Origin of the sequence: Diaphorobacter caeni (genome assembly GCF_015354245.1) — a bacterium.
In the GTDB taxonomy this organism is placed as follows: domain Bacteria; phylum Pseudomonadota; class Gammaproteobacteria; order Burkholderiales; family Burkholderiaceae_C; genus Diaphorobacter_A; species Diaphorobacter_A caeni.
The window spans coordinates 556,667-577,977 of record NZ_JADKYZ010000003.1; the positions used below are offsets into that span (position 1 = coordinate 556,667).

The 21,311-nt window shown below is 64.2% G+C and carries 18 protein-coding genes; 11 read left to right on the forward strand and 7 right to left on the reverse strand.

The window, feature by feature from the left end:
* Window positions 1-265: 265 nt before the first annotated feature.
* Both glyA and nrdR read left to right on the forward strand, forming a co-directional pair.
* Window positions 266-1,510, forward strand: coding sequence for a serine hydroxymethyltransferase (glyA, locus tag ISG32_RS10265; RefSeq protein WP_194770894.1), 1,245 nt, complete (start codon window positions 266-268; stop codon window positions 1,508-1,510).
* A 24-nt stretch (window positions 1,511-1,534) separates the two neighbouring features.
* On the forward strand, window positions 1,535-1,990 hold the full coding sequence (nrdR, locus tag ISG32_RS10270) for a transcriptional regulator NrdR (protein ID WP_166302352.1): 456 nt from the start codon (window positions 1,535-1,537) through the stop codon (window positions 1,988-1,990).
* 40 nt (window positions 1,991-2,030) lie between these two features.
* Here the strand turns inward: nrdR and ISG32_RS10275 are convergent, their stop codons facing one another.
* The 4 genes from ISG32_RS10275 to ISG32_RS10290 all read right to left on the reverse strand — a co-directional run bounded on the left by ISG32_RS10275 (window position 2,031) and on the right by ISG32_RS10290 (window position 7,838).
* Window positions 2,031-3,713 carry a bifunctional metallophosphatase/5'-nucleotidase gene (locus tag ISG32_RS10275; protein WP_194770895.1) on the reverse strand — a complete coding sequence of 561 codons (1,683 nt, stop codon included), beginning with the start codon at window positions 3,711-3,713 and terminating at the stop codon, window positions 2,031-2,033.
* Window positions 3,714-3,880: 167 nt separating this feature from the next.
* The gene (locus ISG32_RS10280) at window positions 3,881-5,191 is read right to left on the reverse strand and encodes a cobyrinate a,c-diamide synthase (RefSeq protein WP_194770896.1); all 1,311 of its coding nucleotides are present in this window, start codon (window positions 5,189-5,191) and stop codon (window positions 3,881-3,883) included.
* A 30-nt stretch (window positions 5,192-5,221) separates the two neighbouring features.
* Window positions 5,222-6,322, reverse strand: a complete 1,101-nt coding sequence (gene aroC / locus ISG32_RS10285; RefSeq protein ID WP_194770897.1) for a chorismate synthase — start codon at window positions 6,320-6,322, stop codon at window positions 5,222-5,224.
* A gap of 25 nt (window positions 6,323-6,347) precedes the next feature.
* Entirely contained in the window at window positions 6,348-7,838 is a 1,491-nt protein-coding gene (locus ISG32_RS10290) for a CoA transferase (protein ID WP_407645048.1), read from the reverse strand.
* Window positions 7,839-7,928: 90 nt separating this feature from the next.
* On the opposite strand from ISG32_RS10290, the gene ISG32_RS10295 reads away from it, so the two are divergent.
* Both ISG32_RS10295 and ISG32_RS10300 read left to right on the forward strand, forming a co-directional pair.
* Window positions 7,929-9,197: a citrate synthase family protein gene (locus tag ISG32_RS10295; protein WP_194770899.1), complete on the forward strand. Its 1,269-nt coding sequence runs from the start codon at window positions 7,929-7,931 to the stop codon at window positions 9,195-9,197.
* 268 nt (window positions 9,198-9,465) lie between these two features.
* Entirely contained in the window at window positions 9,466-10,614 is a 1,149-nt protein-coding gene (locus ISG32_RS10300; RefSeq protein ID WP_194770900.1) for an acyltransferase family protein, read from the forward strand.
* Between the two features lie 9 nt (window positions 10,615-10,623).
* On the opposite strand, the gene ISG32_RS10305 is transcribed toward ISG32_RS10300, so the two are convergent.
* On the reverse strand, window positions 10,624-11,073 hold the full coding sequence (locus tag ISG32_RS10305) for a CBS domain-containing protein (protein WP_194770901.1): 450 nt from the start codon (window positions 11,071-11,073) through the stop codon (window positions 10,624-10,626).
* 103 nt (window positions 11,074-11,176) lie between these two features.
* Between ISG32_RS10305 and ISG32_RS10310 the strand changes: the two genes are divergently transcribed.
* The 4 genes from ISG32_RS10310 (at window position 11,177) to ISG32_RS10325 (ending at window position 14,947) form a co-directional block, all read left to right on the forward strand.
* Entirely contained in the window at window positions 11,177-12,475 is a 1,299-nt protein-coding gene (locus ISG32_RS10310) for an O-acetylhomoserine aminocarboxypropyltransferase (RefSeq protein ID WP_194770902.1), read from the forward strand.
* 61 nt (window positions 12,476-12,536) lie between these two features.
* Window positions 12,537-13,346: an alpha/beta fold hydrolase gene (locus ISG32_RS10315; protein ID WP_194770903.1), complete on the forward strand. Its 810-nt coding sequence runs from the start codon at window positions 12,537-12,539 to the stop codon at window positions 13,344-13,346.
* A 101-nt stretch (window positions 13,347-13,447) separates the two neighbouring features.
* The gene (locus ISG32_RS10320; RefSeq protein ID WP_194770904.1) at window positions 13,448-13,801 is read left to right on the forward strand and encodes an Mpo1-like protein; all 354 of its coding nucleotides are present in this window, start codon (window positions 13,448-13,450) and stop codon (window positions 13,799-13,801) included.
* A gap of 111 nt (window positions 13,802-13,912) precedes the next feature.
* Window positions 13,913-14,947: a Bug family tripartite tricarboxylate transporter substrate binding protein gene (locus ISG32_RS10325; protein WP_194770905.1), complete on the forward strand. Its 1,035-nt coding sequence runs from the start codon at window positions 13,913-13,915 to the stop codon at window positions 14,945-14,947.
* A 50-nt stretch (window positions 14,948-14,997) separates the two neighbouring features.
* On the opposite strand, the gene ISG32_RS10330 is transcribed toward ISG32_RS10325, so the two are convergent.
* Complete coding sequence (locus ISG32_RS10330; protein WP_228529704.1) at window positions 14,998-15,699, reverse strand: HAD family hydrolase; 702 nt, start codon at window positions 15,697-15,699, stop codon at window positions 14,998-15,000.
* A 163-nt stretch (window positions 15,700-15,862) separates the two neighbouring features.
* Window positions 15,863-18,067 (reverse strand): catalase/peroxidase HPI, encoded by a 2,205-nt coding sequence (gene katG, locus ISG32_RS10335; protein ID WP_194770906.1) that lies wholly within the window; start codon window positions 18,065-18,067, stop codon window positions 15,863-15,865.
* Between the two features lie 446 nt (window positions 18,068-18,513).
* Here katG and hemH point away from each other — a divergent pair, with 446 nt between their 5' ends.
* The 3 genes from hemH (at window position 18,514) to ISG32_RS10350 (ending at window position 21,299) form a co-directional block, all read left to right on the forward strand.
* Window positions 18,514-19,602 (forward strand): ferrochelatase, encoded by a 1,089-nt coding sequence (gene hemH / locus ISG32_RS10340; protein WP_194770907.1) that lies wholly within the window; start codon window positions 18,514-18,516, stop codon window positions 19,600-19,602.
* Window positions 19,603-19,668: 66 nt separating this feature from the next.
* A complete protein-coding gene (locus tag ISG32_RS10345; RefSeq protein ID WP_194770908.1) occupies window positions 19,669-20,385 on the forward strand; it encodes a glutathione S-transferase N-terminal domain-containing protein in 717 nt (238 codons plus the stop codon).
* Between the two features lie 413 nt (window positions 20,386-20,798).
* On the forward strand, window positions 20,799-21,299 hold the full coding sequence (locus ISG32_RS10350; protein ID WP_194770909.1) for a Csu type fimbrial protein: 501 nt from the start codon (window positions 20,799-20,801) through the stop codon (window positions 21,297-21,299).
* Window positions 21,300-21,311 lie beyond the last annotated feature (12 nt).

The window sequence follows — 21,311 nt, forward strand, 5'->3', positions numbered from 1 at the left end:
TCAAGGTCAACGCGTCTCCAGTCAGTTACACTAACGCAGTACGCGACTGGCGATAGGCGCGGGGCTGATCGATTCTTCTTTCGAGTAGTCTCGCCGCTGACGTGGATCATGCCAGGAGGTGATTCCCTCCTGCAAACCACTGGGAAGCGTGCCGCACAGGCCTTGGGTTCGTATTCATTGTGTGAGCCTGCTGCGTTCAGCCGTTCGCCTGGGCAGCTCTTGTCGTCATTCGACGCGCAAGGGACTTCCACCGCATAGGACTGCCATGTATCAACGCAATATTCTTGTCGAACAGACCGATCCCGAACTCTTTGCCGCCATCCAGGCTGAAAACCAGCGCCAGGAACAGCACATCGAGCTGATCGCCAGCGAAAACTACGCCTCCCCCGCAGCCATGTGGGCGCAGGGCACGCAACTCACCAACAAGTACGCCGAAGGCTATCCAGGCAAGCGTTACTACGGCGGCTGCGAGTTCGTGGACATCGCCGAGAAGCTGGCCATCGACCGCGTGAAGGAACTGTTCGGCGCTGACGCCGCCAACGTGCAACCGCACTGCGGCGCATCGGCCAACGAAGCCGTGTTCCTCGCCTTCCTCAAGCCCGGCGACACCATCATGGGCATGAGCCTGGCCGAAGGCGGTCACCTGACCCACGGCATGCCGCTGAACATGTCCGGCAAGTGGTTCAACGTCGTGTCCTACGGCCTGAACGCCAAGGAAGAAATCGACTACGACAAGATGGAAGCGCTCGCCCGCGAGCACAAGCCCAAGCTGATCGTGGCCGGTGCCAGCGCCTATTCGCTGGAGATCGATTTCGCCCGCTTCGCCAAGGTCGCCAAGGAAGTCGGCGCGATCTTCATGGTGGACATGGCCCACTACGCTGGCCTTATCGCCGGTGGCCAGTACCCCAACCCGGTTCCCCATGCCGACGTCGTGACCACCACCACCCACAAGAGCCTGCGCGGCCCACGTGGCGGCGTGATCCTGATGAAGGCCGAGCATGAAAAGGCCATCAACAGCGCCGTGTTCCCCGGCCTGCAAGGTGGCCCGCTGATGCACGTGATCGCCGCCAAGGCCGTCGCGTTCAAGGAAGCCCTGTCGCCGGAGTTCAAGGACTATGCGAAGCAGGTCAAGCTCAATGCCAAGGTCATCGCCGAAGTGCTGACCGCACGCGGTCTGCGCATCATCAGCGGCGGAACGCAAAGCCACCTGATGCTGGTCGACCTGCGCGCCAAGGGCATCACGGGCAAGGAAGCCGAAGCCGTGCTGGGCGCCGCCCACATGACCATCAACAAGAACTCGATCCCGAACGATCCGGAAAAGCCCATGGTCACCAGCGGCATCCGCATCGGCTCGCCAGCGATGACGACACGCGGTTTCAAGGAAGAAGAAGCGCGCATCACCGCCAACCTGATCGCCGACGTGCTGGACAACCCGCGTGACGAGGCGAACATCGCCGCCGTGCGCGAGAAGGTCCACGCGCTGACTTCGCGTTTCCCGGTCTACCGTTGATTCGCCACCAGCCACGTCACTGACATGAAATGCCCCTTCTGCGGTCACCCGGAAACCCAGGTTTCGGAAACCCGTGTGTCCGAAGATGGGGATTTCATTCGCCGCCGCCGCCGCTGCGCGGCGTGTGACAAGCGCTTCACCACTTATGAGCGCCCCGAGGTCAACTTCCCGGCCATCGTCAAGAAGGACGGCCGGCGCGTGGAGTTTGACCATCAGAAGCTGCACGGATCCTTCAAGCTCGCGCTGCGCAAGCGACCCGTGAGCGTGGAGCAGATCGATTCCGCCATTGAGCGCATCGAAGAGAAGCTGCTCAACCTCGGACAGCGCGAGGTTCTCTCCGCCCGTCTTGGCGAACTGGTGATGCGCGAGCTCAAAAAGCTCGACAAGGTCGCCTACATCCGTTTTGCAAGCGTCTACCGCAGCTTTGAAGACATCGATGACTTCCGGGCGCTGGTGGATGAAGTGCGGCCGCAGAAATAGCGCTCCGCACATCCTTCGCTTCGCTTCGCCTCGATTCGAATCAATCCAGGCGCTCGATTCGCGCCGCCAATGGCAACGCCAGCGGCTGCTGCGCCGTTCCCTCGCCCACATAGGCGACCAGGGCATCCAGGTCGAGCATGCCGCCCATGACATCCTTGCCTTCGGTGAACACCGAGAAGTTGTCACCTCCCGTGCTCAAGTAACTCTGGATCGCGATCCGATACGTTTCCGTCATCTGGATCGGCGCACCATCGAGCCGCATGTCGACAATGCGCTGCCCCGCTGGTCCGCTCAGATCGAAGCCGTAGCTGAAACCGCGTGAGACCTGCAGGATGCGCGGCTGAGTCACCGTATTCGTCCCGCTTGCGAACTGCTGCTCCAGCAAGCGCTGGATCTGCTCGCCGGTAAAGCTGGCCACGACCAGGTTGTTGCCGAAAGGCAATACCGCGTAGAGCTGCCCATAGGTGACCACGCCCGTCGCCGCATCAGGCAGCAGGTCCGCACGCACGCCGCCCGGGTTCGTGAACGCGATCTGCGCTCCGCCCGATGCGAGATCGTGCGTGGCGTAGAGCATGGAATCCGCCACCAGTCGCCCCAGCACGCGCTCCCCCGCCTTGCCGGGCGTGCGGGATGCGCCGCCCATCAACACGCCCGAGGCCTGCGCGGCCAGCGGCGCCACCGACGAGTGATAGGTGGAAACCAATTGACTCACTGCGGCATCGGCCCCGAACACGGGAAATTCGGGCTGCAACGGTACTTTGCCGCTGCCGCTGGCAATGGCCTCCCCCTGCACGATGATCTGCCGCGCCGATTTGTGCATGACCTTGCGTGAGCCTGTGTCCACCTTGAGCTGCACCTCGGTGAGCAGGGTTCCGTACCGCCCTGCGCTGGTGAGCAGAAACGGCTTGGACGGATTGACCCGCCGGTAGTCACACAGATACGCTTGATGCGTATGCCCCGAGATGACGACATCGACATCAGGCGACAGCCTGTCGAGAATCGGCAGGATGTCGCCGGACAGTCCGGCGCAGCTCGCATCCTGCAGACCGGATGTGGCATAGCCGCCCTCATGGATCAGCACCACGATCACATCCGCGCCCTGTGCCCGCAAAGCGGGAATCAGCCGGTTGGCAGTGTCCGCCTCGTCCGCGAAACTCAGCCCCGCAACGCCGCTGGGCCGCACCATGCGCGGCGTGGTCCTGAGCGTCATGCCGATGAAGCCCACGCCGATGCGCGCACCGTTTTCCTCGAAGAATTTCACCCCGGTGCCCTGCAGCAGCGAAGTGCCATCGGCGCGCAGCGTATTGGCCGCAAGAAACGGGAATTGCGCCCCCTTGAACGGCTTGCTGATCTGGCACGGCTGCTTGGCCGTGAACTTCTCGCACCCACCGTTCTGCAGTCGCAGCAGCTCTTGCGACCCTTGGTCGTATTCATGATTGCCGGTTGCCGAAAAGTCCACCCCCATCAGGTTGAGCGCCTCCACCGTGGGCTCATCGAGAAACAGTGAGGAGACCATGGGCGAGGCACCCACCATGTCGCCCGCCGTCACCACCGCCGTGTGCTTGTTCGCGCTGCGCCGTGCGGCGATGGCACCCGCCAGATAGGCCGCGCCTCCCGCAGGCACCGCAACGCTCTTGCCACTGGCGCCTGTTGCCGTGACCGCCACTCCCGGCGGCTCCAGATGTCCGTGAAAGTCATTGAAGCCCAGAAGGGTGATTTCCATTTCGGAGGGCAACTTGCCGCCGCTGCCACCACACGCTGACAGCACCCCCCCCAACAGAGACAGCTCCAAAGCAAGCCACGGCGCACCCACATGACGACTCCACTCCTGTATTGAAAAGCCCGGCGGCACGCACGCCCCAACGACTCAAGCGTCCGAGGGATCATGGCTCAAGGCAGAAACAACCCCGCAGCCGCCACCGGATTCGACGCAAACCACGCATGGAAATAGCTCATGCGCAGCGAGCCCTGCGCGTAGACGGACTCAAGCTGCGTCGCGGCATCGACCCGGTCTTCATCAAGCAGGCGCTGCGTGTGCCCCACCACCGGCAGGCTGGTTTCGCATGTCGAGTAGTGAAAGCCGTGGCCGCGCAGCATGCCCCAAGGGCCCTGCCATGCCTGCATGCCGAGGCCGCGCAGGCGGTCATGCTGAGTGACCACGCCGGGAATCACACCCAGAAGCGGCGTACGCAATGCTTTCGACGGCCAGTGCAGCTCCTGCATCAGCGCAAGCATGCCGCCGCACTCGGCCCAGATGGGTTTTCCCGCGTGCCAATGCTGGCGGATGGATTCGGCCAGCGGCTGACATGCACCCAACTTTTCGGCATGCAGCTCCGGATAGCCACCGGGCAGCCAGAGCGCATCGCATTCGGGCAGTTCATCGCCAGCCAGCGGCGAGAAGTACCGCAGCATCGCCCCCTGCTCCTCAAGGAACGCGATGTTGGCCGGGTAGATGAAGCGAAAGGCCGCGTCACGCGCAATCGCGATGCGCCGCCCTTCAAGCAAGCGCGTGGGCGCAAGCTCCACCGACGCGCTCATCTCCACGCCCCAGCGCTGCTGCCATTGCGCCCATTCAAGCCGCCCCAGATCGGATTGCGCCAGCGACTCGGCCACCTGCGCGATGCGCGCGAGTCCGTCGTCCATTTCATCCGCCGCGACCAGCCCGAGGTGACGCGACGGAATGGGAGCCTGCTCCTTGTGCTGGCGCATCACCTGACCGAGCCATGGCACGTCGGCAGGCATGCTTCTGCGCAGCAGTTCGGAGTGGCGCTCGCTCGCGACGCGGTTGGCGAGCACGCCCGCGATGCGCAGGCCGGGACGATAGTGCGCCAAACCAAAGGCCACGGCACCGAAGGTCTCGGCCATCGATGAGGAGTCGATCACGAGCAGGATCGGCAGATTCCACAGCGCGGCGATGTCGGCCGCGCTGCGCGCGCCGTCGAACAGTCCCATCACGCCCTCGATCAGCACCACGTCGTTGTGCCTGGTCGCGTGCGCGAGACGACGGGCCACGTCGGCCCTGCCGCACATCGCGAGATCGATGTTGTCCACGGGCTGGCCGCTTGCAAGCGCCAGCCAGGTCGGATCGAGAAAATCAGGCCCGCACTTGAACACCTGCACCCGCTTGCCGCGCGAGTGCAGAAGATGCGCGAGTGCGGCCGTGATCGTGGTCTTGCCCTGCCCCGAGGCCGGGGCGGCCATCAACAGAACCGGACAGGCCACCGGACCGCTTCAGCGCTGGTTGCTGGATGGAATCGGTGCGAGGCCGGAATTCACGTCGCCGCACTGACCGCGATGGCGCAGCGCATGGTCCATGATCACCAGCGCCAGCAGCGCTTCGGCGATGGGCGCGGCGCGGATGCCGACGCAGGGATCATGACGGCCCTTGGTGATCACCTCGACCGTCTCGCCCAGCGTGTTGATCGAATTGCGCGGGCTGATGATGGAGCTCGTCGGCTTGATGGCGATGGTCACCTCGATGTCCTGCCCCGAGCTGATCCCGCCCAGAATGCCACCCGCGTTGTTGCTCTCGAAACCCTCTGGCGACAGCGAATCGCCGTGCGTCGTGCCGCGCTGCACCACGCTCTCGAAACCCGCGCCGATCTCCACGGCCTTCACCGCGTTCAGACCCATCATCACATGGGCGATGTCGGCATCGAGCTTGTCATACAGCGGCTCGCCCAGCCCCACCGGCACGCCCGTGGCCTGCACGCGCACCTTGGCACCGCAGGAATCGCCGGACTTGCGCAGCGCGTCCATGTAGTCTTCGTAGGCCTGCACGTTGGCGACGGGCGCGAAGAACGGATTGTTGGGCACATGGTCCCAGCTCTCGAACGGGATTTCCAGCTCGCCGATCTGGGTCATGCAGGCGCGGAATTCGGCGCCGTATTTTTCCTTGAGCCACTTCTTGGCCACGGCTCCGGCCGCCACGGTCGGTGCCGTGAGGCGCGCTGAAGAACGACCGCCGCCGCGCGGATCGCGGATGCCGTACTTCTGGAAATAGGTGTAGTCCGCATGACCGGGGCGGAAGCTCTGGGCGATGTTGGAGTAGTCCTTGCTGCGCTGATCGGTATTGCGGATCAGCAGCGCAATCGGCGTGCCCGTGGTCTTGCCCTCGTAGACGCCAGAGAGGATCTCGACCGCATCGGCCTCGCTGCGCTGGGTGACGTGGCGGCTGGTGCCGGGGCGGCGACGGTCCAGATCGAGCTGGATGTCGGCCTCGGTGAGCGACATGCCGGGAGGGCAGCCGTCAATCACGCAGCCAATGGCCGGACCATGGGATTCACCAAAGTTGGTGACGCAGAAAAGGGTACCAAGTGTGTTGCCGCTCATAAGTCGTGCATTATCGCCCGAAGCATCATGCCCAGACAGGCTGATCGGTTCCGGGCGGCACCGCCGCGCGTGGGTAGTCGGTGGGCGAGCGCGAGAGTCGCGCGCTGTGCGACACGGCGACGAGCTCGCCAAACCCGCTGGCCGAGCGCACGAGCCACGGCGCGACCAGCATGTCGACCGTTGCAGCCGCAGTCTGCGGCTCCACCGTCCTGCGCCCCAGACTCCTGAGCCATTCGGCCACCCGGGCAAGCGACACCTCCACGTGCCAGCTTCCGCCCTGCTCCGCCTGTCGCATGAGTGCCGTCTGCACGCCGAACGCCAGCAGGAACCCGGCACAGTAATCCAGAATCTGCATCGGCAACGCACGCGGTTCCGCACCATGGAAAGCGGCCGCTTCGTCACTGTTGAGACCGCTCACGATCTGCACCAGCGAATCAAAACCGCGCTTGTCTGCCCATGGACCGCTGCGGCCATAGGCAGACAGGCTCGCATGAACGATGCCGGGCCGCAGCCGCGCCACTTCCTCCACGCCGAACCCGAGCCGCTCAAGCCCGCCCGGCCGGTAACCCTGCACAAACACATGCGCATCGGACAACAGGTCACGCAGCGCGAGGCGTCCCGCATCGCTCTTCAAATCGAGCAAAGTCGAGCGCTTGCCGCGGCTCACGTCGGCAATCGCCTCGATGTTGGGCAAGTGCGGCGAATTGACCATCAGCACCTCCGCGCCATGGGCCGCGAGCGTGCGGGCGCAGACCGGACCGGCCAGAATGCGGGTGAGATCAAGCACCCTCACGCCAGCGAGCGGCCGTCCGTCCACCTTTCTGGTGGGCCAGACGCGCGGCGCGGCGTCGCCGATCCGGGTGATGCCGACGAGCGGCTGCGCCGCAACCGCCGCATGCATGGCGCTGGACTGCCACTGCGCGGCGCTGCGCGCTGCGGCCACCACCAGCCCCGCCTGGGTGGCCCGCGTCTCGAAATCCACAGCATCCCAGTGCGCAAGCGCCTCCTGAACCTGCGCGCGCGTCGTGCCCTCGCCCTCCGGCAAACCCAACAGCCGCAGCACACCATCACGGTGGTGCGCAAAGTTGGCATGAATCCGCACATGCCCCGGACGCCCTGAGCGCCCTGAACGTTCCAATGCGCCGCCACAGGCATACAGCCCCGAGATCGCCGCCCAGACCGGCGGGCGCTCGCCGTTCAGCGTGAAATAGCCGCTGGTCTCGGCCAGCGCATGCTGCACGTCCACGCTGACCCGTTGCGCATCGATGCCCGGCATCCGCAGGCGGTCGATTTCCGTCGCGGCCAGTGCCGATGCGGCAATCGCCGATTGCGCCGCCACATCGACCGCAAAACTGCTCTCAAAACCGCAGGCCTTGCCGTGCAGCCGCGCGCGCTCCAGAGCGTTCATCGGGAGAGCGGCTTGTCGCCACAGTTCGGCAAGACTGTCGTCCGCGCCGCAGTTCGAATACGTCGTCACATGCATCGCAAGCCCCCACAAAACCATCAGATGCCTGATTGCAGCAGCCGCGCCCAGGGCGGGTCAATCTTGATCGGGCCAATCAACGCGGTCCGTTCACGTCGTGCCCAAGCCACCCGATAATGCGCCATGCCCGCCAGCACACACGACGCGCCCGCCGACTGCCCGTGGATCTCCGCCGAGGAAGCGGCCGCCATGCTGGGCGTCAAACGCGCGAGCCTCTACAGCTATGTCAGCCGCGGGCTGCTGCGCGCGCAGCGCCTGCCGCAGCACCGGGGCAGCAGCTACCTGCTGTCGGACGTCTCGCGCCTTGCCCGCCAGCGGGCAGCCATCCGCAACCCCACCAAGCTGGCTCATTCCGCGCTCGATTGGGGCCAGGCCGTGCTGTCCTCGGCGATCACACGGGTCCACGAAGGACAGTTCTTCTACCGAGGCCAGAACGCCGTCGCGCTCGCCGACGTTGCCTCGCTCGAGGCGGCCGCCGCGCTGCTCTGGCAGGGCGATGGCTGCCCGCCGTCCGTCACCACGCAAGCATCGCAAAACACGGATGGCGCGTCCTGCGACCTCCCTGAAGCGGATCGGGCGCTCTCCCTGTGGTTTCAGGCGCCGCCGTCGCTGACGCAATGCGCGCCAACGGGCTTTGCCCAGCGGATGCGCTTTGTTCAAGCGATGTGCTCCGTCCTGCTCGGCCGGTGGCCGTCCCCGCAGGATGACGCAACGCCGGTGCATCAACGTCTCCAACGCCACTGGCATCTGAGCGATGCCGCCACCGACGTGCTGCGCCGCGCGCTCGTGCTCTGTGCGGACCATGAACTCAACGCATCGACCTTCACCGTACGCGTCGTCGCGTCAACGGGGGCAAGCCTGCACGCCAGTCTCGGTGCGGGTCTGGCCGCTCTGTCGGGAGCCCGGCATGGCGGAATGACCGCGTTGATCGAGAGGAACTGGGACGAGTGGCACGCCCAGGCCACCAACCCACGGACGCTCGCACCCAGCCTGCAGCGCCTGCTGCACGAGACTCAGACCGGCCAGACACCCAGTTACTGCGCGGGATTCGGTCACCCGCTCTATCCGCAGGGCGATCCACGCAGCCGCGCGCTGCTCGCCGCTCTGCCGCCGCAGGCGGACGCCGCACGCCTGACCCGCTCGGTACTCGTGCAGACGGGGCTGCACCCCAGCCTCGACTACGCGCTGGTCGCCGTGCAGCGCGGCCTTGGGCTGCCGCGCGGCGCCGCCTTTCTGCTGTTCGCGCTCGGCCGAACCGTGGGGTGGATCGCCCATGCCGCCGAACAGGTGCAAAGCGGCCAACTCATCCGGCCACGCGCCAGCCCTCCGCACGATGGGTCGCCCACCCAGCCGGAAGAGATCGCAACCGGGCGCGTGATCCGCTTTCGCTGAAACCCTGAGAACGCATTGACGATTTCAGCGACATAAATAATAAATTCCTTACATTTGAATTGATAAAATATGAGCCGTCTGCAGCACGCTGCAGGCGTTTTCGATCAGCCGAGCTCTCGTCTTCCCTTGCTGACTTCGCCCCGCAAAGCGCGAGACCGCGCCATGCGGGCGCCGTGTGCGCCTTCGCGCGTGTGAGCCCCGTTGCGCAAGAAGTGGGCTGAAGCCCAAACCAAGCCGAACCACAGCGAACCGCGCGTTTTTCTCCGTCATGTCCGTCTCCCGCACCCACGCAACCATTGACTGGCTGCAGGCACTGCGCGGCCTTGCCGCCGTGGCCGTCGTCATCACGCACGCTGGCTGGACGCTGGCCCAACCCGCCCACAAGGAACTCGCGTGGGAGTATTTCGCCCACGGAGCGCTCGGCGTGGACCTGTTCTTCGTGATCAGCGGCTTCATCATGTTCCTGACCACGCGCGGCTGCGACGGCTCGCCGCGCTACGTGGCCGACTTCGCGATCAAACGCTTCGCGCGCATCTGGCCGCTGTTCTGCGTGGTCAGCCTGATCTACCTGGGACTCGCCTGGCAGAAGGCTGGAGCCTTCCCGTCCACCTATTTCGCCGACGTGGCCAGCCAGCTTGTCTTTCGCCCGGTCAGCGCCAAGGCGTCCGAGTTCTTCCGGCTGCCGGTGGATGTGGCATGGACTTTGTGCTTCGAGGCGTACTTCTACGTGGTGATAGCGGTTTCGCTGTTCTCGCGGAAATGGCGCTGGTGGATCGTCGCCGCCCTGCTCGCGCCGGGTCTGGTGCTGTACCCGTTGTTGACTCAGGAATGGAATTTCTCGTTCTACCACCAGAGCGCCATCGCGCAGAGCCACTATCTGAATCTGGCGATCAATCCGATGGTCTGGGAATTCGTGCTGGGATTGGTGGCCGGTTGGCTCTACACCCGCGACTGGACGCAGCCCAAGCGCCCGGTGGCGTATTGCATGATCGCCGCCGCAGGAATGGCATTCATCGCCATTCCCGAGACGCACACCGCCACGCTCTACGGCCCGACGATTGAATACGGTGGGCTCACGGTCTTCGCGATCTTCATGCTGGTCGCGCTCGCGAGCAAGGCAGTGCGGCTACCCGTCGCGCGCTGGCTGGTATGGCTGGGCACGATCTCCTACTCGATCTACCTCACGCACAAACTGGGGTTCATGGCGGCCGCGCAGGTCAGCGCCTGGCTGAACATTCAAAACGCCAGCACGCGTGACTGGGTGGGCTTTGCGATCCACCTTGCCTGCGGCATCGGAGCCGGCGCGCTGTTCCACTATGCCGTGGAAGCCCCGCTGTCGGCGCGGGTGCGCGACGCGCTCATGCAGTTGGGCAGGCGGGGCAGAGAAGCGGACTTCGCCAACACGCAGGCCGCCTGATCTGACGGCTCACGCGGATTCGTTCTGCTCCGGCCAGTCGCGGATATACGCCTTGAGCAGCTTGTTCTCGAAGTTCTGGCTGTCCACCACGGCCTTGGCCACGTCGTAGAAGCTCACCACGCCCATAAGCATGCGCTTGTCCATCACCGGCATGTAGCGGGCATGGCGGTTGAGCATCATGCGGCGCACCTCGTCCATGTCGGTCTCGAGCGTGCAGGTCAGCGGCGCGTCATCCATGGCCTTGCGAACGAGCATGGTGCCAACGCTGCCGCCATTCTTCTGCAGCGCCTGGATCACTTCGCGGAAGGTGAGCATGCCCACCAGGTCGCCATGCTCCATCACGACGAGCGAGCCGATGTCCTTCTCGGACATGACCTCGACGGCCTTCGCCAGAGGTTCATCGGGGGTGACGGTGTAAAGCGTATTGCCTTTGACGCGAAGGATATCGCTGACTTTCATGGGGTATCTCCTTAGGGCCTGCTACGCATGAGGCGCGCACAGGCCGTTTCCTCACGAAATATAGCCCACAATTGTGGGCACTTGCACCACTTTGGAGACATGAATGCCCGGATATTCAGACCCCGGCTTCGACACGCTGTCCTTGCACGCGGGCACGCAGCCCGACCCTGCCACCGGCGCGCGCGCGGTTCCGATCCATCTGACGACCTCGTTCGTGTTCGAATCAAGCGACCACGCGGCCAGCCTGTTCAACCTCGAACGCCCCGGCCATGTCTACAGCCGCATCAGCAATCCCACCAACGCGGTGCTCGAGCAGCGCGTGTCGGCGCTCGAAGGCGGCGTCGGCGCGATTGCCGTGGCCAGCGGCCAGGCCGCGCTGCATCTGTCGATCGCCACGCTGATGGGCGCGGGCAGCCACATCGTCGCCAGCACCGCGCTCTACGGCGGCAGCCAGAACCTGCTGCACTACACGCTCGCGCGCTTCGGCATCGAAACCACCTTCGTCAAGCCCGGCGACATCGACGGCTGGAAGGCCGCCGTGCGTCCCAACACCAAGCTGTTCTTCGGCGAAACCGTGGGCAATCCGGGCCTTGACGTGCTCGACATCCCCACCATCTCGCAGATCGCGCATGACGCGGGCGTGCCGCTGCTGGTCGACTCGACGCTGACCTCGCCGTGGCTGATCAAGCCCTTCGAGCATGGAGCGGACATCGTCTACCACTCGGCCACCAAGTTCCTCTCGGGCCACGGCACCGTGGTCGGCGGCATCGTGGTCGACGGCGGCAGCTTCGACTGGGAGAAGTCCGGCAAATTCCCCGAGTTGACCGAGGCCTACGACGGCTTTCACAACATGGTCTTCAGCGAGGAAAGCACCACCGGCGCCTTCCTGCTGCGCGCCCGCCGCGAGGGCCTGCGGGACTTCGGCGCCTGCATGAGCCCGCACACCGCGTGGCTGATTCTGCAGGGCATCGAGACGCTGCCGCTGCGCATGGAACGTCACATGCGCAACACCGAAAAGGTGGTGCAGTTCCTCGCCAGCCATCCGCTGGTCAGCCGCGTCGGCCACCCGATGCTGGAGACGCACTCGTCACACGCGCTCGCCAAGAAGCTGCTGCCACGCGGCGCGGGCTCGGTGTTCAGCTTCGACATCAACGGCAACCGCAATCAGGGCAAGAAGTTCATCGAGACGCTCAAGGTCTTCAGCCACCTGGCCAACGTGGGAGACTGCCGCTCGCTGGTGATCCACCCCGCCAGCACCACGCATTTCCGCATGACCGACGAGGCGCTCGCGCAAGCCGGCATCAGCCAGGGCACGATCCGCCTGTCCATCGGTCTGGAAGACGCGGACGATCTGATCGACGATTTGAAGCGCGCCCTGAAGGCTGCCGAAAAGGCGGCCTGAAACTCCACGCCGACAAAACCACAGCCGAACAGATTCCCCGACTTCCTGAGGAGACCCGCACATGCACATCAATGTCCATGGCGCCCCGATTTACGCCTACACCGGCGGCAAGGCATTCGACGCCACCAAGCCCACCGCCATCTTCATCCACGGCGTGCTCTGCGACCACAGCGTATGGGCGCTGCAGAGCCGCTACATGGCCAATCATGGCTGGAATGTGCTGGCCATCGACCTGCCGGGCCATTGCAAGAGCGGCGGCAAGGCACCCGAAAGCGTGGAAGAAGCCGCCACCTTCATCGGTCAGCTGATGGATGCCCAAGGCCTGCAGAAGGCGGCGCTCATCGGTCACAGCTGGGGCAGCCTGATCGCCATGCAGGCGGCGGCGCAGCTTGGCGAACGCGTGAGCCATCTGGTGCTGGTGGGCACGGCGGCGCCGATGAAAGTTTCGCCGGCACTGCTCGACTCCGCCGTGAAGGCGCCGGAGCAAGCCATCGAGATGATCAACGTGTTCTCACGCGCCACGCTTTCGCCACCCAATGGCGCGGGCAGCTGGGTGTTCGGCGCGGGCAAGGCGCTTGGTCGCCGCGTGCTGGCGAGCAACGGTGACGTCAATCTGCTCTACACCGGCTTCAAGGCCTGCGACAGCTATGCAGGCGGCGACGCCGCGATGGCCGCCCTCGCCTGCCCGGTGCTGTTCGCGCTGGGTGATCAGGACCAGATGACGCCGCCCAAGGCCGCCAAAAGTCTCATGGATGCCGCGAAGGCGGCGGGCAAGCAGGTCAGCCTCGCCAAGCTCCCGAGCGGCCACAACCAGATGACCGAAGCGCCCGACGAAACGCTGTTCGCGATCCGCGACTTCCTTGCGCGGTGAGAGCCGGCTCAATCCCCTGAAATCTGTCCGGTTTGGACCATCCGTCTGAACCGGGCGTATAAATCTGGAGACAAGAGACCCTTTTCTGAAAGGAGTCCGGCATGTCTCCCGCATCCCCCTCCGGCCGCTCTTCCGGCAAGTCTTCGGTCGACCCTCGCGAGTTCAAGTCCTTCGCGGAGTTCTACCCTTTCTATCTTCAGGAACACAGCGACCGCACCTGCCGCCGCCTGCATTTCGTCGGCACCTCGCTCTCGCTGCTGTGCCTGATCGGCCTCGTCGTCACCGGCCATCTCTGGTATCTGCTGGCCGCCATTTTCTGCGGCTACGGCTTTGCCTGGGTCGGCCATTTTGTCTTCGAGAAGAATCGCCCCGCGAGCTTCAAGCGCCCGCTCCTGAGCTTTCGCGGTGACTGGGTGATGTGGCGCGACATGCTGACCGGGAAAATCCCGTTTTGAGCGGGGCGAGAGCATCACACCCGCGAAAACCCTCGCATCTCTGACAGCCAATCGACAGCCGGAAACGGCACACTTCGGGCAACGTACAACAGCGCTCTCATCGGAGACCACATGAACACACCCGAGCAACTCCTGCGCGACCGCGTTCGCGCGCTCTCGCTGAGCCGGATCAACCGCCGCCACCTATTGGCCCTGGCAGGTGGCTCCACGTTGGCTGGGCTGCTTCCTGCCGGGGCACGTGCGGAGTCCGCCTGGCCATCCAAGTCGGTGCGTTTCGTCGTGCCGTTCGCGCCGGGCGGAAGCTCGGAAATCGTCGCGCGCTCCACCGCGGCCGAACTCACCAAGCTGCTCGGCCAGAGCGTCTATGTGGACAACAAGCCCGGCGCCGCAGGCAACATCGCCATGCAGGAAGTCGCGCGCTCGGATGACCAGCACACGGTGATCCTCGGCCACATCGGCACGCTGGCGGTGAATCCCTATATTTTCGACAAACTGCCCTACGACGCGAACAAGGACTTCAAGCCCGTTTCGCTGCTCGCCAAGGTGCCGAGCCTGTATGTGGTGCATCCCGACGTGCCGGTGAACAATCTGCGCGAGCTCATCGCCTACGCCAAGCAGAAGCCCGGCAAGCTCAGCTACGGTTCGGCGGGCAATGGCAGCGCGGGCCATCTGGCGTTCGAATACCTCAAGATGACGGCGGATTTCTTCATGCTGCACGTGCCCTACCGCGGCACCGGCCCGATGATGCAGGACCTGCTCTCGGGCCGCCTTGATGCGGCCGCCGTGGGCGCGGCCGCGCTGCTGCCGTTCATCAAATCGGGCAAGGTGCGCTGCATCGCCACCGGCTCCACCCAGCGTCTGCCGCAGATTCCGGACGTGCCGACGGTCGCCGAGCAAGGCTTCCCCGGCTTCGAGATGACGCAGTGGTACGGCATGCTCGCGCCCTCCACCATGAAGCCCGAACACATCGACAGGCTCGCCGTCGAATGCGCCAAGGCCGTGAAGGCGCCCGACTCCCAGAAGCGCCTGCAAGGCGATGCTGCGGAGGCCATCGGCGGCACGCCGGCACAGTTCGCGCAGTTCATTTCGACCGAGCAACAGCGCTGGCAGAAGGTGCTCAAGCGCGCAGGCGTGAAGCCGGACTGATCAACGGCAACACCAAGCCATCAGGCCACCTGGCTGGCTGCGTCGTGCGCTCAACCCAGAATGGAGCGCAGTTGGGCCAGTGACGTCACCGTCGCGTGGGGTCTGGACGCATCCAGCTCCCACGCCTTGTCGTTCATGTTCAGCCATGCCGTCTGCATGCCCGCGTCGAGCGCGCCGACCACGTCGAGTCTCGCGTCATCGCCGATGTGCAGCACCGCATCCGATGCATGCCCTGCCCGCTCGGCACCCGCGTGAAAGATACGCACGTCGGGCTTGGCGATGCCGAAGCTCTGCGCGCTCAGCGAGTCCTTGAAAAAGCGTCCGATGCCCACGCGATGCACGTCCGCATTGCCGTTGGAAATCGCGACCACCGGATAGCGCGAAGCCAGAAACTCCAGCGTGTCGAGCGCATCGTCAAACAGCACCACCTTCTGGCGCTCGTCGAAAAACAATTCGAACGCAGGCTCCGCCAGAGCCGGATCGTCGCCGCTTTCTTCAAGCGCCGCGCGAATCGACTCGCGCCGCATCGCACTCAAATCCATCCGCAGCTCCGGCCTCTCCAGCTCGATGCGCTCGCGGATCCTGCGCAGCGAACGCGAATCCGGATAAGCCGCCGCCGTGGCCGGTGCATGCTGCTTCAGCCACTGCGCCAGCACCTCTTCGGCGCGCGTGATCGTCGGCCACACCGGCCACAGCGTGTCGTCCAGATCGATGGTGATGGCCTGGATGCGGGAGATATCGAGTTCATGCATGGTGAGCCAAGGATAGCCGCTGCACGCCATCTCCCGGCGTGAAGGGATGTTCCGCGATGTGCGGGCGTCGGCTGTCATTGCAGGCGCCCAAACAAAAGCGCCCCGAAGGGCGCTCCTGCGTTTGGCGAATCAAAGCCCGAGACTCTCGCCCCGGCCCCTGTCATCACTTCTTCAGATCAAAACGATCCAGGTCCATGACCTTGGCCCAGGCGGCCACGAAGTCCTTGACCAGCTTCTCCTGTGCACCGACTTCGGCATACACCTCGGCCAGCGCGCGCAGGACGGCGTTGGAGCCGAAGACCAGATCGACGCGCGTGCCGGTCCACTTCTTGTCGCCGCTCTTGCGGTCCACGCCTTCGTAGCTCCCGTCGTCCAGCGCCTTCCACTGCGTGCCCATGTCGAGCAGGTTCACAAAGAAATCGTTCGTGAGTTTGCCGGGTGTCTTGGTCAGCACGCCGTGCTGGCTGCCACCCGTGTTGATGTTGATGGCGCGCAGGCCGCCGACCAACGCGGTCATTTCCGGAGCGGTCAGCGTGAGCAGCTGGGCCTTGTCGATCAGCAGCGCTTCTGCAGGTGCCGGGAAGTTGCCCTGCAGGTGGTTGCGGAAGCCGTCCGCCTTGGGCTCAAGGAACTTGAACGAATCGACATCGGTCTGCTCGGCGCTCGCATCGCCACGGCCAGCGTGGAAGGGAACGGTGACCTGCACGCCTGCGTCCGCAGCCGCCTTCTCCACGCCGGCGTTGCCTGCGAGCACGATCAGGTCTGCCAGCGAGATGCGCTTGTCACCATCGGCCGACTTGTTGAATTCGCGCTGAATGCCTTCGAGCGCGCCAAGCACCTTGGCAAGCTGCTCGGGCTGGTTGACCTGCCAGTCCTTCTGCGGCGCGAGGCGAACGCGTGCACCGTTGGCACCTCCGCGCTTGTCCGAGCCACGGAAGGTCGATGCGGAGGCCCATGCGGCGCCGACGAGCTCCTGCACACTCAGGCCCGACGCGAGCACCTTGGCCTTGAGCGCGGCGACGTCGGAGTCATTGACGAGCGGATGCTTGACGGCAGGAATCACGTCCTGCCAGAGCAGTTCTTCCTTCGGCACTTCCGGGCCGACGTAGCGCGAGCGCGGGCCCATGTCGCGATGGGTCAGCTTGAACCATGCGCGGGCAAACGCTTCGGCGAAGGCCTGAGGGTTCTCAAGGAAGCGGCGCGAGATCTTTTCGTAGGCGGGGTCCACGCGCAGCGAGATGTCCGTCGTCAGCATGGTGGGCTTCTTGTTGGGGCCGCCGTGGGCGTCGGGGATGACGTCACCAGCGTCCTTGGCCACCCACTGGATGGCGCCTGCGGGGCTCTTTTCCTTCACCCATTCGAACTTGAACAGGTTCTCGAAGAAGAAGTTGCTCCATTGGGCTGGCGTCTGCGTCCAGGTCACTTCAAGGCCCGAGGTGATCGCGTCACCGCCCGAGCCCGAACCGAAGCTGCTCGCCCAGCCGAGGCCTTGCGCCTCAAGGCCCGAGGCTTCCGGGTCTGCGCCGACATGCGATGCAGGGCCTGCGCCGTGGGTCTTGCCGAAGGTGTGACCGCCGGCGATCAGGGCCACGGTTTCCTCGTCGTCCATCGCCATGCGGGCAAAGGTATCGCGGATGTCGTGCGCGGCGGAGATCGGGTCGCCATTGCCGTCCGGGCCTTCGGGGTTCACATAGATCAGCCCCATCTGCACTGCGGCCAGCGGGTTCTCCAGATCGCGGTCACCGCTGTAGCGGCTGTTGGGCTTGTCGCTGGTGGCGAGCCATTCCTTTTCCGCGCCCCAGTACACGTCCTGATCCGGCTCCCAGGAGTCGACACGGCCACCGGCGAAACCAAAGGTGCGAAAGCCCATGGTCTCCAGCGCGACGTTGCCGGTGAGGATCATCAGGTCGGCCCACGAGATCTTGTTGCCGTACTTCTGCTTGATGGGCCAGAGCAGGCGACGCGACTTGTCGATGTTCACGTTGTCGGGCCAGCTGTTGAGCGGGGCGAAGCGCTGTTGACCGCGACCCGCGCCGCCACGGCCGTCCTGCACGCGGTACGTGCCTGCGGCATGCCATGCCATGCGGATGAACTGCGGACCGTAGTGGCCGAAGTCGGCCGGCCACCAATCCTGCGAATCGGTCATCAGCGCACGCAGATCGCGCTTGACGCCTTCGTAGTCGAGCTTCTTGAATTCGGCCGCGTAGTCGAACGTTTCGCCCAGCGGATTGCTTTTGGCCGAATGCTGGCTCAGCAGATCCACGCGCAGTTGATTGGGCCACCAGTCACGGTTGGTCGTGCCGTTGCCTTCGGCAGCGGTCTCGCTGTTTTTGCCTTGGTGGAAGGGGCACTTGGATTCAGTCGTCATGGGGTTCTCCAGTTCAAGCTAACAAGGCACTGGTTGCTTGCACTACCAGTGGCGAAAAAACAATTAACAACTCTCGATCTATTGCTATAAATTATGCAAGCGGCAAGCCCGTTTCGCGCGGTTTGGGCGATTGAATATACGCAAGTCCGCCATAGGAAAAAGTCAGCCAATCCCTTGAAAATGCGGGCGTTCTGATTTTCCTCATGCACAAATCCGTGCATCCCTTCTCAGAGCGCGTTGACGATCGCAGCGCGAGGCTTGCAGGATGCGGATCGGGATGGGCCGCAAGGCGCAAAACGCCAACCGCAAACCACAGCAATGGCTCGGGCCATTGCGAGGATTTGCAACGCAGCAGAGCACCCGAGGCCGCGCCTGCAAGACCGTGTGAAGACCGAGTGAAGATCGTCAACACGATCTCAGCCCCGGGAGACTGCGACAATGAGCACATGCCATTGCCACACGCCGCCTTCCCCTCCGCATCCGCATCCGCATCCGCATCCGCATCCGCATCCGCGCCCATATCATCTCCTGCCGCCGCATCAACCGCACGGTGCGCGGTACTACTGGTCAACCTGGGCACTCCGGACGAGCCCACGGCGCCGGCGCTCAGGCGCTATCTGGCGCAGTTTCTGGGCGATCGCCGCGTGGTGGAGATTCCGCGTGTCGCGTGGCTGCCGATCCTGCACGGCATCATCCTGCGCACCCGTCCCGCGAAGTCGGCCGCCAAGTACGCATCGATCTGGATGAAGGAAGGCTCGCCGCTCGCCGTGTGGACCGCCAAGCAATCCGTGCTGCTGCGCGGCTGGCTGGGCGAAGCCGGTCTGCGAGCGACGCTGGTGAGCCACGCGATGCGCTACGGCAATCCGTCCGTCGCGTCGCAACTGGAGGCTCTGCAGACGCAAGGCGTCGATCGCGTGCTGGTGCTGCCGCTGTATCCGCAGTATTCGAGCACCACGACGGCCAGCGTGGTCGATGACGTCTATGCGTGGCTCGCCAAGCAGCGCCGCATGCCCGAGCTGCGCTTCGTGAACAGCTACCACGACCACCCCGCCTACATCCGCGCGCTTGCCGACAGCGTGCGCGCGCACTGGAGCAGGCAAGGCGGCCCGGCCGACAGGCTGGTGATGAGCTTTCACGGCATTCCCGCGCGCAACGTGAAACTCGGCGACCCCTACGCCGACGAATGCCGCACGACCGCACGCCTGCTCGCGGCCGAGCTGGGCCATCCGCCCGAGCGCTGCCAGGTCACGTTCCAGTCACGCTTCGGCAAGGCCGAATGGCTCACGCCCTACACCGAGCCCACGTTGATCGCATTGGCCGGACAAGGCGTGGAGAGCGTCGACGTGATGTGCCCCGGCTTCACCGGCGACTGCCTCGAGACGCTCGAGGAAATCAACATGGAGGGCCGTGAAGCCTTCATGCATGCAGGCGGCAAGGAGTTTCGCTACATTCCCTGTCTGAACGACAGCAACGCATGGATCACGGCGCTGAGCACGATCGCGCAGGAACACCTGGGCGGCTGGCCCACGCGCTGACCGACCAGCGGACAGACTGACTGATTGATTCAAAAACCAATTCCAACGACAGACAACATCACCACCATGACCGCATCCCGACTCGACACCTTCCCCATCACCCGCAAATGGCCCGCTCAGCATCCCGAGCGGCTGCAGCTGTATTCGCTGCCCACGCCCAATGGCGTGAAGGTGTCGATCATGCTGGAGGAAATCGGCCTGCCCTACGAGGCGCATCGCGTGTCCTTCGACACGAACGATCAGCTCACGCCCGAGTTCCTCTCGCTCAATCCGAACAACAAGATCCCCGCGATCCTTGACCCGAATGGACCTGACGGCAAGCCAATGGCGCTGTTTGAATCGGGCGCGATTCTGGTCTATCTCGCGGGCAAGAGCGGCCAGTTCATGCCTGCGGACGATGCGGGCAAGTTCCGCACGCTGCAATGGCTGATGTTCCAGATGGGCGGCATCGGCCCGATGTTCGGTCAGGTCGGTTTCTTCAACAAGTTCGCGGGCAAGGCCATCGAGGACAAGCGTCCTCTTGAACGCTACGTGGGCGAGTCGCGCAGGCTGCTGGGAGTTCTGGACAAGCAGTACGCGCAACACGCGTGGGTGGCGGGCGACGAGTACACGATTGCCGACATCGCGATCCTGCCCTGGGTGCGCAACATCATCGGGTTTTATGAGGCCGGAGAGCTGGTCGGATTCAAGGAATTCACCCATCTGGCTCGGGCGCTGGAAACCTTCCTCAAGCGACCCGCCGTGCAGCGCGGCTTGTCGATTCCTGCCGCGCCAGTGGTCTGAGAGCAAAAACACGCTCTGAGTTTTTTCTGAGTGGGAGGGGGCGTTGCGGTTCGCGCGACGCCCCCTTTTTTTTGTTCCTCGAAGCCCGATGGTTTCGACGCCAGCCGGAACGCCCACTGCCGTTCCGGCGAAAGATTTCCGGCTCGCCGCCGACGTGCGGAGAGTCACGCGGAGTGTGCGTCACACCCGGGCACCTCACCCGGCGTATCGATTGGTCATTCTTATTGTCCAATCGTGCGAAAGCAACAATCTCAATCGAATGTCCTTGAAACCCGCATGGCCGCTTGCGTAACTTAATGTGTTTTTTGATAATCAATATACAGTTTTACTATCAAGAACTGTAACAAATCAATGTAATACCAACGACTTTCAACAAGTCGTCACCCTTCAACCCGTTCTGGGAACACCACATCATGTTGAACTTCAAGCAATTGGGCGCGGCTTCTGCCGTCGCTCTGGGACTCGTTTTTTCCGCCACCGCAGCCACCACCGACACGACCGATTTCAAGGTCAAGATCACGATCACCGAGTCGTGCAAGTTCACTGGCGCCAAGGCGACCGATGTCGATTTCGGCACCACTGCGCGCAGCGTCGATGCGGCTGATGCGTCGGGCTCGCTGCTCGTCACCTGCACCAAGGGCACGCCCTTCAAGATCGGCCTGAACAACGGCCTCAACGCGAGCGGTTCGCAGCGCAACATGAAGCACAGCACCACCAGCGACACGATCCCCTACGGCCTGTTCACCAACACCGGCCGAACGACCGCCTGGGGTGATCTGTCCACGACCCCTTTCTCCGGTACGGGCACCGCCGCCGAAGTTTCCATTCCGGTCTATGGCCGCGTGCCCACCGGTGCCACCAACGTCCCCGCTGGCGCTTACGAAGACACCGTGACCGCCACCATTTCGTACTGATGAACTGACGGG